At 65.0% G+C, this 13,628-nt stretch carries 8 protein-coding genes; 2 read left to right on the top strand and 6 right to left on the bottom strand.

From position 1 onward, the window contains the following. Together nosZ and QX124_RS15200 are read right to left on the bottom strand one after the other, a co-directional pair. Complete coding sequence (gene nosZ / locus QX124_RS15195; protein WP_315739552.1) at window positions 1-1,926, bottom strand: TAT-dependent nitrous-oxide reductase; 1,926 nt, start codon at window positions 1,924-1,926, stop codon at window positions 1-3. Window positions 1,927-1,936: 10 nt separating this feature from the next. After that, window positions 1,937-4,207: a 4Fe-4S binding protein gene (locus QX124_RS15200; RefSeq protein ID WP_315797595.1), complete on the bottom strand. Its 2,271-nt coding sequence runs from the start codon at window positions 4,205-4,207 to the stop codon at window positions 1,937-1,939. A 245-nt stretch (window positions 4,208-4,452) separates the two neighbouring features. Between QX124_RS15200 and QX124_RS15205 the strand changes: the two genes are divergently transcribed. Beyond that, a complete protein-coding gene (locus QX124_RS15205; protein WP_315797596.1) occupies window positions 4,453-5,322 on the top strand; it encodes a ferritin family protein in 870 nt (289 codons plus the stop codon). A 73-nt stretch (window positions 5,323-5,395) separates the two neighbouring features. On the opposite strand, the gene QX124_RS15210 is transcribed toward QX124_RS15205, so the two are convergent. The 4 genes from QX124_RS15210 to gspD form a co-directional block, all read right to left on the bottom strand. Continuing rightward, window positions 5,396-6,517 (bottom strand): hypothetical protein, encoded by a 1,122-nt coding sequence (locus QX124_RS15210; RefSeq protein ID WP_315739555.1) that lies wholly within the window; start codon window positions 6,515-6,517, stop codon window positions 5,396-5,398. A gap of 230 nt (window positions 6,518-6,747) precedes the next feature. After that, on the bottom strand, window positions 6,748-8,625 hold the full coding sequence (locus tag QX124_RS15215) for an alkaline phosphatase family protein (protein ID WP_315797597.1): 1,878 nt from the start codon (window positions 8,623-8,625) through the stop codon (window positions 6,748-6,750). A gap of 268 nt (window positions 8,626-8,893) precedes the next feature. After that, on the bottom strand, window positions 8,894-9,442 hold the full coding sequence (locus QX124_RS15220) for a tetratricopeptide repeat protein (RefSeq protein ID WP_315781162.1): 549 nt from the start codon (window positions 9,440-9,442) through the stop codon (window positions 8,894-8,896). Next, a complete protein-coding gene (gene gspD, locus QX124_RS15225) occupies window positions 9,414-11,717 on the bottom strand; it encodes a type II secretion system secretin GspD (RefSeq protein ID WP_315739559.1) in 2,304 nt (767 codons plus the stop codon). The genes QX124_RS15220 and gspD overlap by 29 nt, the downstream gene beginning before the upstream one ends. 253 nt (window positions 11,718-11,970) lie before the next feature. Here gspD and QX124_RS15230 point away from each other — a divergent pair, with 253 nt between their 5' ends. Further along, window positions 11,971-13,626, top strand: a complete 1,656-nt coding sequence (locus QX124_RS15230) for a GspE/PulE family protein (RefSeq protein WP_315776955.1) — start codon at window positions 11,971-11,973, stop codon at window positions 13,624-13,626. Window positions 13,627-13,628: the final 2 nt, after the last annotated feature.

The following is a 13,628-nucleotide window of genomic DNA, read 5'->3' on the forward strand; positions in this document are numbered from 1 at the left end:
TCACGCGTTCCGCGGCGAGACCAGCATGCGTCCGCGCATTTCCATGTGCATGGCGTGGCAGAACCATGTGCAGAAATACCAGTACACGCCGGGCTTGTCGGCGATGAACGTCACCGACGAGGTCTGCTGCGGATCGATCTCCATGTTGACGCCGTAGTTGACGATGCAGAAGCCGTGCACCAGGTCCTCGACGTCGTCGATGTTGGTGACATAGACGGTCACCTCGTCGCCCTGCTTGACCTCGAACTTCTCGAGCGCGTAGGCGGGCGCGCTGGACCACATGTAGACGCGCACCTTGTTGCCGTCGCGGATCACCTTGGCGTCGCTCTCCAGTGTGACGCCGTCGGCCGCGGCCTGCTTGCGGGCGTCGGCGAAGAACGGGTCGTCGCGCTTCCAGATCGAGGTCACGCGCCCCTCGAGCTTGGAGCGATGCACGATCACGGCGTCGTGCGGCTCGGCGAAGCTCGGGCCGTCGTGCACCAGCTCCATCTTGTCGCCGGAGATGTCGATCAGCTGGTCGTTCTCCGGCTTGAGCGGGCCGACATTCAGGAAACGGTCCTTGGAGAACTTGTTCAGCGACAGCAGCCATTTGCCGTCGGCTTCCTTGGTCTCGCCCATCGAGGCGTGGTTGTGGCCCGGCTGATAGTGGACGTCGAGCTTCTGGATGATCGGGTTGACCTTCTCGCCCTTGAAGGCGCGCTTGGCGAGATCGAGGCTCCATTTACAGACCTGGCTGTCAAGGAACAGCGTGGTGTAGGCGTTGCCGCGGCCGTCGAAGGCGGTGTGCAGCGGCCCGAGGCCGAGCTCCGGCTCGGCCACGACGACATCGCGCGGCTTGATCTTGTCGTCGAACAGGTTGTCGATCAGGCGGACGTCGATCACGGTGACCGTCGGCGCCAGCTTGCCATTGGCGACGACATGGATGCCGTCGGGGGCCGTGTTGAGGCCGTGCGGGCTGTTCGAGACCGGAACGTAGCGGGTGTAGGGCGAGCCCTTGCGACCGTCGATGACGGGAACGCCGTTCATCTCCTTGAAGTCGCCCTTCTTGACGGCCTCCTCGATGCGCTTGATGTTGAAGATCGTCACCCAGTCCTGCTCGCTCGCGGTCATCTCGGCGAGCGTCACGCCCTTCTCGGAATTGTAGCAGGTCGCGAAGGCGTATTTGCCCTGGTAGTCGCAATCGGTGTTGTCGAGATTGCCGTCGACGATCACCTGCCAGGCAACCGTCATGGTGTCGCCGTCGACGGCAGAGAACATCGACCAGTATTTCGACTTGTCGTCGAGCACCTTGCCGTCGTTCGGCAGCGGCACCTCGTATTCGCCGTTGCAGAACAGGTAGCCGGTGCGCGGGAATTTCTGCGGACGCATGCCGTGGATCGTGTACTGGTTCGGCAGCTCGATGATCTTGTCGCACTTCATGACGTCGGTGCGAATGCGGGCCAGGCGGGTGTTGGCCTTGTCGTTGATGAAGACGTAGCGTCCGTCGTAGGTGCCGTTGGTGAACGACATGTGTGGGTGGTGGCAGTCGCCGTTCATCCAGATGCCGAGCCGATCCTTGAGCCGCTCGCGCGTCTCGGGCAGCAGCCCCTCGGTCATGATCTTGCGGCTCTCGTTGGTCTGGCCCCAGCCGGTGGCGCTGCACCGGTTGAAGACGGGGATACGCATCAGCTCGCGCATCGACGGCATGCCGACGATGCGAAGCTCGCCGGTCTGACCGCTGGAGAAGAAGACGTAGTATTCGTCGAGCTGACCCGGCGCGACCTCGGCCTTGCCCCCGCTCTGTCCAGCTCGCGCCTGCGCCGCGGCCGGTGTCGTCTCGATGCTCTTGCCGAGGCCGATGCTGCCGGCCACGCCGGCCGCGCCCAGTGCGGCGGTGCCGACGATCTGCCGGCGGCTGAGTTTCGTCTGGTCGTCGTCGTGCGCCATCGTCGTCTCCTTATGATGGATGGGTGAGATCGTTGGATTGGGCCGGCGCCGTCGTCGGCCGGCCGGCGTGGGTGATCACGGTCTTCGGACCGGATTTGGCGGCGCGCATCGACGGCGATGACATCGCCTCGAACTTCTCGCGCTTGAGCCGGACTTGGATCATGTGCGGACAGCGCTGGTCGTCGTAGTAGAGCTCCTGGCAATGCATGCAGTAGATGCACTCATTGACGTTGATGTGTCCCTCGGGATGGATCGACTGCACCGGGCATTCCTTGGCGCAGCGCTGGCAGGGCGAGCCGCACTCCTTCCAGCGGCGCAGCCATTCGAAGGTGCGGATGCGACCGGGAATCGCGAGCGCGGCGCCCAGCGGGCAGAGATAGCGGCAGAAGAAGCGTTCGATGAACAGGCCGATGCCGAGCAGGGCCGCGGCATACAGCACGAACGGCCAGCTGCGCGAGAATTTCAGGATGATCGCAGTCTTGAACGGCTCGACCTCCGCGACCTGCTCGGCGAGCGCGACCGAATACAGCGACAGCCCAAACAGGCCGAGGAAGATGATGTATTTGATCGGCCACAGCCGCTCGTGCAGCCCCCAGGGCACCGTGATCTGCGGCACCTTGAGCCATTTTGCCACTGTGTTGGTCAGCTCCTGCAGCGCGCCGAACGGACAGAGCCAGCCGCAGAACGGCCCGCGGCCCCAGAACAGCAGTCCAGCCGCCGTTGCCGCCCACAGGATGAAGATCAAGGGCGCTGCGAGGAAGAACTCCCAATGGAAGCCGGTCAGCAGCGCGTTGATGAAGGTGACGACGTTGACGACAGAGAGCTGGGCGTTGGCGTACCAGCCGAGCCAGACCAGCACGAACAGGAGATAGGCGCGGCGGACCCAGGTGTAGAGCCGGGGACGGCGCACCAGAACGTTCTGGAAGAAGAAGATCCCGGTGAGCACGGTCAGCGCGAGCGCGGTGATGCCGATGGAGACCGTCTGCGAGCGCCAGATGCGCATCCATAACGGCTCTTCGGTGTCGTCAGTGACTGGTTGCGCGGTGGCCGGGGCGGGCTGTGCGGCCGTCGCCGTCGCCGTCGCCGGCGTCGCAGCGGCGCGCGTCTCGTGCTTCAGATAAACGTCTGGAACGGTGTAGTCGACATCGAAAGTCAGGAACGCCTTGTCGTGGCTGCCGGTGCTTCGTTGCACCAGGAGCTGGAGCTGCCATGGCTCGGTCGGGTCGAGCGTGAATTCGGGCGGCGTGACGAACAGTCCGATCTCGCGCAGGGCGGGCGCGCCGGCGGCGGCCAGCGCACCGAGTCGCATGTGGTTCTTGTCGCGGAACCGTGTGCTTCCGCCCTCCTGCAGCACCTCGATACGGTCGAAGATGCCGCCTCGGACATAAGCGGAGCCCTTGAACGAGTAGACACCGTCGCCGGCGACGACGATCGCCTGCTGTCCGGGCTGCAATCGCTGCTTGAGTCGCTGATAGCCCTCGTCGCCGAGCAGGCTGCGGCCGATGGTGGGCACGCTGGCCATGGCCACATAGAGATCGATGAAGGTGTCGCCGGCATCGCCGGGCTCGGGATTTTGCGCGGCCGCCGCATTGCCCGACTTGGCGAATGCGTCGTTGACGTCGCCGATGCTTAGATGCAGGCGCCGCACCGAGCCGTCGCCGAGCAGGCTGCCCCAGTCACGGATCTCGCTCTTGTCGGGATCGACCGTCCTGGTCACGCCCGGCTGTGCTGCGGCGGCGCTCGCCGCAGCGCCGGCACCAATGCGGCCGCTGCGGATCAGGCGCGTAGCGGCGCGCACGATGCTGTCGTGCATCACCAGCACGGTGACCGTGGCACCCGAGACGATGTCGGCCTGCGGCGCATGTTCTGCGCCGTGCGCGATCGGCGTCATGTCCTTGCCGAGCAGGCCGTTGAGTGCGGCAACGATGCGTGGCTCGGGAATGCCGATCAGCACGATCGGCTCCTTGTGATCGACCAGCTTCAGCCCGGAGATGACGCCCTTGGGATCGATGCCGACGAGGATGTGGATCGGCTTGCCCGAATAGCCGACGGAATTGGCGAAATCGGAGTTGAGATAGACGTAACCCTTGAGCTGATCGCCGCGATACACCGGCATGATCGGCGGCTCGCCTTGCGGCACGCCGAAACGATCCGCATCGGGGAAGAGCTCGCCCGGCGTGATCTTCGAGAGGTAGGTTGCGAGATCGCCGGCAGCATGTGCTGCGCGCAGGGCCGCGATCGTGCAGAGCCCGATGAGGATTGCTACCAAGATAGCAGGCATGCGCCACCGTTTGGTGGCGACATCACTCGCAACCATGATCACCTCAAGCGGAACGGCCGGCCCACGAAGGGCCGTATTCCAGTCAGGACTGTTTCGGGGAAGGAAAGGATCGTCGCCATTGACAATCCCGGAGCAAATAGAGTCGGGCTAAATTGACTCCTTATCGTGCCGGTTGTCTAGTGGGTCGCAATCCGACGGACGTTGCGCTGGATCAAACAGGCCAGGACAATCAGGCGGACTATCATATGTTGTTGTCACGCACGCTTTCGCTCAAGTCGGAACCGGCCGGGAACCTGCATTCGATTGACGAGCTGTTCGCGCTCGCCAATGCGATGGAGCAGGAGGCGGCCGATCGCTACGACGAGCTGTCCGGAGAGATGCAGCGTCAAGGCCGGCTCGATCTGGCCGACGTCTTCGCGAGGTTGGCCGCGGCCGAGCGCGAGCATGTCGACAGTGTCGCGCAATGGTCGCAAGCGCGAACGGGGCGTGCCCCCGATGCGTCGCTGGTGCGCTGGCAGCCGCCAGAGACCTTTGAGCCCGGCGCGGCGCGCGAAATCCAGGACTCGCGGCTGATGACGCCGTACCGCGCGCTGTCGATGGCGGTGCGCAACGAGGAGCGGGCCTTCGCGTTCTGGTCCTATGTCGCGGCATTTGCCGACGATCCCGAGGTCAAGAAGGCGTCCGAGGCCATGGCGCGAGAGGAACTCGGTCACGTCGCGACGCTGCGCAAGGAGCGGCGCCGTGCCTATCATCTTGAGGCCGACGCCAGGCGCGCGGCGACGGTGGCGTCGGACACGGGCACGATCGACGTCGGCCGGCTGGAACGCCGCCTCGCGGAACTGCTCGGCGCGATGGCGTCGCGTGCCACGGGCCGACCGGCGGATCGCGTGCGCGAGCTTGCGCGGGAAGCGGCGGCAATGGCATCGGAGGTTGCGGACCTGCTGCGCCTGCCGGCTGCGCTCGCGCAAGCCGATGCAGCCGTGCTGGCGGAGGCGCTCGCGGACGCGTATCTGGAGCATGCGGAGCGAGCAACCGAACCGGACCGGCTCGATCTGATGCAGCGGCTGGCGTCGCAGGCAATCGCACGGCTGGCCTGGCTGCGGTCGCTCGGTTGAGTCCAACTTAAGAGCTGCTTGGCGAAAGACGAGGGTCGCCCAGCCTGGCTGGGCGACCCGATCATGATGAGGCTTAGTTGCGGGTCGGCGCCGGCACGGCGGTGCGGTTCGCCGGCACCGTGACGGGCTGGAAGGAAAACACGTCGCGGCTGCGCGGATCGACGGTCACCTTGACCCAGCGCACGTCGTTGTTGCCGTTGCCCTGATTGTCGCCGAACGTTTCGACACGAACGAAGTTCTCCAGCCGCTGGCCGGCACTGTTGAGGAAGGGCTGGTCGATCCGGAAGTAATGGGAATCGCCGTGGACGTAGGCGACCGGCTTGCGGAACGCCTCGACTTCGGTGCGTAAGGCGGTCAGAAAGCTGATGAAGCCGTCCGGCTGCCCGTCCGTCTCGGCGAGCGTCTTGGGATCGCGCAGCGGCGCGCGCGTGGGATCGGCCTGGTCCCAGCCCGGGTTGCCCTGGGTGATGAACATCACCGCAGCGGAATGGCGCTTCCTGGCCTCTGCGAAGGTCTGCTGCATCCAGAGAATCACGGCTGCATTGCGCGCGTTGTATTCGTCCGGATCTGGATTGGTGTCGCAGAGATTGTTGCAGGAGCCCTGGATGTTCAGCGTCGCATAGGTCACGCGGCCAACGGTCCAGCGGCGATTCTCGACGCAGCCGACCTTGGTGCCGTTGGCGCTGAGACACAGCGGATCGGTCTGCACCTCCTGGCGCAGCTTGCGCTGGCCGAGCGAGAACGGCGTCGAGAAGAACACCTTGCGCTCGTAGTCGAGCCGGTCGCGTGAGTTGAAGCCGCCATTCGAGGGGCGATCGCAATCGACCCAGTCGTTGTCGCCGGGCGTGAACATGGCCGGCGCCTCGAGGCTGTTGAAGAAGGCGAGCGCCTGGGCATAGAGGCCGGCGTCGCAGGCGGAATTGGAGCCCTGCTTCAGGTCGCCGTCATGCGCGGTGAACTTCAGCCGGTGGGCGTTCATGTCCGCGATCAGGTTCGGGACGCCGACGGTGGCCTGCAGCGTGGAATAGGGTAGGTCGCCCCACAGACCGATGGCGTAGCTGTCGTCGTCGTCGTCGTCGAAGCCGTGATCGTGCGCGAGGCTTGGCGCGGCAGCGGCGAACGCGAGCAACAACATCGTGACAGACAATGTGAGCAGTTCGTGAAAGGCAGATTTGAATGATGATCGAAGTGACATTCTACAAGATCCCCCAAGACCTCGGTTGCATCGCGCCGCTTCATTAAGCGGCGGCGGGACGATGCGGAGGGTCGATAACGGGGGCGTGACGATCGGCTGACAATCCGCTGACGGCGTCACGATGTTGCAATTCGGTGCACCATCAATGTCGTCCGCCGCGGACAATGCACAGAAGGGCCCGCCGCAACGTGTGCGGCGGGCTGTTCTTGACAACGGCAGACTCCCGTCGATCAGCGGTCGTCGCCGTGTCCGTGCTCACCGTGGTCGTGATGATGCCAGCCGCCGTCGTGATCGTGATCGCCATCGTTATCGCTGAAGGCGAACAGGTTCATCAGGTCGCCGATCGCCGGACGGTTCTTCGGCACGTAGCGGTTGTCGTCCCGATCATGAATCGGGTTGGGCAGCCGGTCGCGGCTGACGGCGGAGATCGTGGGCAGCCGCCAGTTGCGCTCGATGAATTTCAGCAGCGAGACGTGATCGTAGTAAGTGTGATCGATATGGCCCTTCTTGGCCAGCGGCGAGACCAGGATGAAGGGAATGCGGGTGCCGTCGCCGAGGAAGTCCACCGGCTGGACATAGCCGGAGTCGTAGTAGCCGCCGCCCTCGTCCGTCGTGATGAAGATCGCGGTCTTGGCCCAGAGCTGCGGGTCGGCCTTGACGCGATTGATCAGTGCCTCGAGGAATTTTTCGTAGAGGTCGGTGGTCGAATCGGCGGGATGCCCTGCGAGCGCCTCGAACGGACGCACGAACGACACTGCGGGCAGCGTGTTGCTCTGCACGTCCTTAACGAAGGCGCCGTAGTTCTGCAGCTTGGCTTCCTCGGCGGGGTTCTTCATGATGTTGTTGAAGCCGGTGAGCGGGTCGCAGATGCCGCAATAGGAGTGGAACAGCAGCGGCACGCCGTCGACGCTCTTGGCGAAGGTGGTGGCATCGTCACCGCGGTCGGCGCTGTAATACTTCCATGACACGCCCTTTGCCGTCATCACGTCGGCGATGGTCGGCGCGCTCTGTGGCGGCAGCACGAACTTGTCCGAGCCGAGCGCATTCGGCTTCGCGCTGGTCTGGTTCCAGAACATGCTGTAATTGTTGACGAGATAATAATGGTTCGACGCGCAATTGTTGCTGGTGACGCCGTTCTTGAACAGCTGCTCGTTGATGGCGGCGACGCCGGGCGCTGACGGATCGGAGCAGTTGACGTAGGAGCCGCCGCTGTAGCCGTCCTGCTTGTAGTAGTTGTTGGTGCCGGCAACCGGATCCGGATTTTCGATCTGGTTGGCATAGGGCACGGCCGGGGCGCCGTTCAGCGTCTCGGGATTGGTGAAGAACGCGGCGTGGCCGGTCACGAGGGCCTGGAAGTTGGCGCCGGTGCCGCCCATGATGGCCTGATGATAATTGTCACTGATCGCATATTCGTCGGCGAGCTGCTTGAAGAACGGCGCGTCACCGGGCTGGGCCTTGCCGGAGGCATCGGTGAACGGGTTCATGTTGTAGAAGCCCATCGAGATGGCGCCTTCCATCGGGTTGAACCCGCCGGCCGGATAGGGCTGTCCGTTCGAGCCGGTGCCGATGGTCTGCTCGACCCACACGAACTTGTCGTGCTTGCCGCCGTCGATGTCCTGCCACATCTGGAAGAAGCGGTGCACCGGATCGCCGGTATAGGCGGCGTAGGAGACGTATTTCGAAATCTGATACGGGCCATTGGGAAGATTGGCCGGGAAGCGGGTGTCGAGGACGTTCTGCGGCAGGCCGATTCCATATGTGGTGTAGGGCTGCGGCAGCGTTGCGTAGGCGCCGGTGGACGCCGTCTCGGCACTGTAGCGAGCCTCGGCGCGACCGATCCGCTGTTCCGCCTTCTTGAAATGCCGGCCCGGCGTGCCGTCCTCGTTGACGATGCCCTTGCTGAGCAGATTGTCGATGGCCTGACCAGCTTTCGGCTTGTAGGTGCCGAACAGATTGTCGAAGGTGTGGTTCTCACCGACGATGATGATGACGTGCTCGATCGGGGTGCTGGTCGCCGCGCCGGCGAAGGCTGGTGCGACGGTGGTCGCGGTGAAGACGGCGGTGGTCGCAAGGGCGAGCGCCTTGGACCGCGTGACTGTTCTGGTCATGACATCTCCGGACGGAGTGGGGTGGTGGCGCGCGCTTACGAATTGCTGCTCGCCTGCGGCAATTTATCGCGGCAACAAATTGCAACGTGGTGTCGGTCTTGCTTCGGTTTTGTGAAATGCGCGCGAGACGCGCGTTTGCGTAGATGCAGGAGACGCACGGCTCAGCATCGTGCAGGCCCGGCATCACATGCCGGCGGGCCTTCGCTCATCGCCGCAGGAAGCCGGCTCGCTCTGAACTCTGAAGAAGATCGCCGATCGGCGATGCCGGTCAGAGCTGGCCCGGGATCCAGTCCAGCGCGAGGGCCTGGCCTTGGGCGATCTGGCTGGCCGACATCTTCGAGGCCACGGCGTTGCGAAGCCGCAGGAAGTAGCTGCGCTGGGTCGACTTGGCATGTCCGGCAGCAAGGTTCAGCCATTTGTAGGCGAGCACGACGTCCTGTGGAACGCCATGACCCTTGTCGTACATCAGGCCGAGCATCGCTTGGCCGAACGGATTGCCGGCTGCGGCGGCCTGGCAATAGAGATCGCTGGCGACCTCGTAGGCCTGCGGGGTTCCAAAGCCGTTTTCATACATGAAGCCGAGCATCGCCTGAGCGCGTGGATCGCCGCGCAGGGCAGGCGGGGTCAGCACGCGCACGGCGCGGACGAAGTCGCCGCGCGCATAGGCGATGCGTGCGGTGCCGACCGAATCGGCGCGAACGGGCGAGGCCAGTGCTCCCAGCAGCAGGATGGCTGCGGAGCAGGCGATGGCGAGGCGCCCCATCGTCGGCCGGATCACTTGGCTGGGGTCAACGGGTGGTGCGGACACGCAAATCATCCGTGATGCTCGCTCCGACTGATCCGCGGAGCTTGGAACGGAGTTCTTCTGCGACCTGATGCGCATCGCTGCCGTCGCGAATGATCTGCGGCCGGATGAAGATGATGAGCTCGGTGCGCGTGCCCTTCTTGCCCTGATGCGAGAACGCGTCGCCAAGAACTGGAATCTCGTCGAAGCCCGGAATGCCGTTGCGATTGCCGGTCTGCTGCTCGCTGATCAGGCCCGCCAGCAGCACGGTCTGGCCGTTGGCGACGGAGATGGCGCTCTTGACCTTGCGTTGCGACACCGTCGGCGTGAGACTCGCGGCGGTCTGGGCCGCGACGTTGCTGATCTCCTGCTCGACCTCGAGCCGCACATTGCCGTTGGCGGCGATCCGCGGCACGACGCGCAGGATGATGCCGGTGTTGCGATAGTCGATGGTGTTGACCACCGTGTTGCTCGACGACAGTACGGTCGCGCTGCCGGTCGATACCGGCACGACGTCGCCGACCTGCAGGGTGGCGGTCTGGTTGTTGATCACGACCAGCGAGGGATTGGAGAGCACCTTGACGCTGGTGACAGTATGGAGTGCGTCGAGGATCATGTTGGGCGAGGCTTCGTGTCCGATCAGGAAGTTGAAGCCGGGCAGAGCGCGGTTGATCAAGGCCGTCGTCGCCGCGGATGTCGTGGCCGTGGCCACCGACGTGGTTTGCGTATTGGTGATCGATCCTTTGTCGGTCCCGAGGCCGAGCACCTTGCTCGAAAGATAGGCCTGCACGCCGTAGGACAGCTCGTTGGTGAGCGTCACTTCGGCAATCGTGGCGTCGATCCCGACCTGCAGCACCGGCTGGTCGAGCTGCTGCAGCGTGCTGGAGATGATGCGGTAGTTCTCGCGGTCGGCATAGATGAGCAGCGAGTTGTTCACCGTGTCCGGGGTGATCCGGACATTCGGCATGATGGCCTGGCCTCCGCCGGCACCACTGCTGCGTGGCTCCAGCCCGGTCGAGGACGGCGTACTGCTGGAGGACGACGTGCTCGAAGATGACATGCTCGAGAGACCACCGCCTTGGGACCGGCTCGCCGGATTGGCGCTCGAACTCGATGATCCCGCTGCATTGGTGTTGAAGGAGAGCCGATCGGCGACCGACGTCGTCGTGCCGTCGGACCCCGGCGCGGTCTGGCCGTCGGCGCCGTCGGTGGAGGACGAGCCGGCGCCGCCGAACATGTCGGTGAGCACCTTGGCGAGCTGGCGCGCGTCGCCGTAGCGGACGCGGTAGACGTGGACGCTGGTGCGCCCGGAGTCGGCCTGGTCGAGCCGGCGGATCCAGGTCGCCGCGCTCTGCAGCAGCGCCGGCTTGCGCGTTACGACCATGATCGCGTTCAGGCGATTGACGACCTGTAGCTTGACCAGGCTCTGGCTCAGCCCGTTCTCGCCGGAATCCATGATCTTCTCCAGCTCCGCCATCAACGGCTCCGGCGCCGAATTGCTGACCGGGAAGATGCCGACCGACTGGCCGCGCATCCAGTCGACGTCGAAGCTCATCACTGTTTCGATCGCGGAGCGTCGCTCGGCTCCTGTGCCCTGGATCAGCAGCAGGTTTCGGGTGGTGTCGGCGCGCACGCTGCCGGCCCGGGTCGCGAAGCTGTCCATCAGCTTGAGGATCGTCTGCGCGCCGACATATTGCAGCGGCACGACGGAGACGCCGTAGCCGGGCTCGGCGCGGCCGGCCTCGCCGTCGACGCGTCCGGCGCCGATGGCGTCGCCGAGCGGAGTCAGCTTGTAGCCGCCGCCTTCGCGGACCAGCACGACGCCCGACAGGCGCAGCGCGCTCTCCAGCACGAACAGGATGTCGGATTTCGGCACCGGCCGCGCCGACACCAGGCTGACGCTGCCCTGCACGCGGGGATCGATCGAGTAGCCCGCGCCGAGGATGTCGCCGATCACGACCTTCGCGACCACTGCGATCGGCGTGTTCTCGAAATTGAGGTCATAGCCCTTGCCATCGGCCGCCGGAAGCGGCCTGACCTCGGCGACCTCCTGAACCGTGGTCCCCTGATAGGTCCGCGCGCTCGCCCGCTCGACCTCGGGGCGTCCCTGGATCGATGCGACCGGTGCATTGTCGCGCGGCAGGATATCGAGCGAGCGCACCTTGTCGATGACGTCGACATCGGCCGGCGCGCTGGCCTGGGAATTGAGCGTTGCCATGTTGCAGGACGCGAGCAGCACCGCGATGGTCAGCAACCAGGCATGTCTGACAACCGCAGCGGACTGGCTTCGATTGCCGATACGAAACATGGACTTACCGATCTACTCGTGTTGACCGGCCGAACCAGGATCGCGCCTCGTTCGACCGCGCAGCCTGCATAGCGGTCCAATGTGACACTTATGTATCTTTGCCTGATGCCGCCCGCCTTTGCGCGACATGTGTGTCGGAAATGTCCGCGCCGTCCACATTCGTACAGCCGTCATGTTCGCGATCGATAACGTCGGTCGCCAGTTGCGCCGTGCCGAGACGTAGAGCCGGCACGGGCGCCACCCGGATCACGCCATGAGCGGTACACTGTCGACCCAATTCCATGCCTATCTTCGCGAGCGCCATCCCCTGGCGGCGGGCGAAGGCGGAGCCGCGGGCGAAACGCAGATCGCGCTCTGGGACAGGTTCGGCTTGACCGCCGACGTTTTCGCGGAGGAGGTTGCCGGCTTCACCGGACTGGAGCGCGTCGCGCTGCGCGAGCTGATGGCGGCACTGCCCGCGGTGAGTGAGTTCTCCGATCGCTTCCTGCGCGAAGTGCTCGGCTATCCATACAAAGACTCTGACGGCGCCGCCGTGTTCGCGATGGCCGACCCGACCGATCAGGCCGTGCGCCGGGCCGCCGAGCTGGTGCTCGGCCCGCAGACTCTTTTCAAGGTCGCCTCGCATGACGATATCGCCGTCGTCCTCGACCAACGACTTGGCGATTCCGACGAGGCCGAGATCTCGCCGGCGCAGGAGCTCCGCGACGACGACATCGAAAGCCTGCGCGATCTCGCGAGCGGCGCGCCGGTCGTCCGCGCGGTCAACGACCTGATCGAGAAGGCCGTCGAGATGCGCGCCAGCGACATCCACATCGAGCCGTTCTCGACCGGTCTCGTGGTCAGGCTGCGGGTCGACGGCCTGTTGCGTCCGATCGCGGCGCCTGCGGGCGTGCTGCCGCAGGCGGTGATCTCGCGCATCAAGATCGTCGCCGGTCTCAACATTGCCGAGCGGCGTCTGCCGCAGGACGGGGCCGCGCGCATTCGCGCCGGCCGAGCCGAGATCGACGTCCGTGTTGCGATCATGCCAACCCAGCACGGGGAATCGGCGGTGCTGCGCATCCTGCCGAAGGATCGCTCGCAGCTCGTGGCGAGCCGTCTCGGCCTCTCCACGCGCGATGACACCGCGCTCCGGCGCCTGATCACGCTGCCGCACGGCATGATCGTGATCACGGGGCCGACCGGCAGCGGCAAGACCACGACCCTGGCGACGATCCTGTCGATGCTCAACACGCCGGAGCGCAAGATCCTCACCGTCGAGGATCCGGTGGAATATGAGATCCCCGGCATCAATCAGTCGCAGATCAAGCCGGCGATCGGGCTGACATTCGCGAGCGCGCTGCGCTCCTTCGTGCGTCAGGATCCCGACGTCATCATGGTCGGCGAGGTCCGAGACAGCGAGACGGCACATGTCGCCGTCCATGCCGCGCTGACCGGCCATCTGGTGCTGACGACGCTGCACACGGAAACCGCCGCGGCGGCGGTGCCGCGCCTGCTCGACCTTGGCGTCGAAGGCTTCTTGTTGCGCTCGACCCTGCGCGCGGTGATCGCGCAGCGGCTGGTGCGCCAGCTCTGTGATCACTGCAAGACGCCGCAGCCGCTTGATGAGGAGACGTGCCGCCAGGATCCGCGCCTCGGTCATCTCGGCCTCGTGCCCGGCGACATCACCTGGCATCCGACGGGATGCGAGCGATGCGGTCAGAGCGGCTATCGCGGCCGTGTCGGCGTGTTCGAGCTGCTCGAGCTGACCAGCAGCCTGCGTGAGCTGATCGCTGATAGTGCCGACGGCCTCGCGATCGATCGGCTGGCGATCCGGGAAGGCATGACGACGATGCTCGACGACGGTGTCGCCAAGTGCCGCGCCGGCGTCACCTCGGCCTCCGAGTTGCTTCGTGTCCTCGTGGCGCGGTGAGG

It is taken from the genome of Bradyrhizobium sp. SZCCHNRI3043, from assembly GCF_032377735.1.
Classification (GTDB): Bacteria; Pseudomonadota; Alphaproteobacteria; order Rhizobiales; family Xanthobacteraceae; genus Bradyrhizobium.

Coding starts and splice junctions, on each gene's coding strand:
- nosZ (WP_315739552.1), bottom strand. CDS start 1,926: ATGGCGCACGACGACGACCAGACGAAACTCAGCCGCCGGCAGATCGTC.
- QX124_RS15200 (WP_315797595.1), bottom strand. CDS start 4,207: ATGCCTGCTATCTTGGTAGCAATCCTCATCGGGCTCTGCACGATCGCG.
- QX124_RS15205 (WP_315797596.1), top strand. CDS start 4,453: ATGTTGTTGTCACGCACGCTTTCGCTCAAGTCGGAACCGGCCGGGAAC.
- QX124_RS15210 (WP_315739555.1), bottom strand. CDS start 6,517: ATGTCACTTCGATCATCATTCAAATCTGCCTTTCACGAACTGCTCACA.
- QX124_RS15215 (WP_315797597.1), bottom strand. CDS start 8,625: ATGACCAGAACAGTCACGCGGTCCAAGGCGCTCGCCCTTGCGACCACC.
- QX124_RS15220 (WP_315781162.1), bottom strand. CDS start 9,442: ATGATTTGCGTGTCCGCACCACCCGTTGACCCCAGCCAAGTGATCCGG.
- gspD (WP_315739559.1), bottom strand. CDS start 11,717: ATGTTTCGTATCGGCAATCGAAGCCAGTCCGCTGCGGTTGTCAGACAT.
- QX124_RS15230 (WP_315776955.1), top strand. CDS start 11,971: ATGAGCGGTACACTGTCGACCCAATTCCATGCCTATCTTCGCGAGCGC.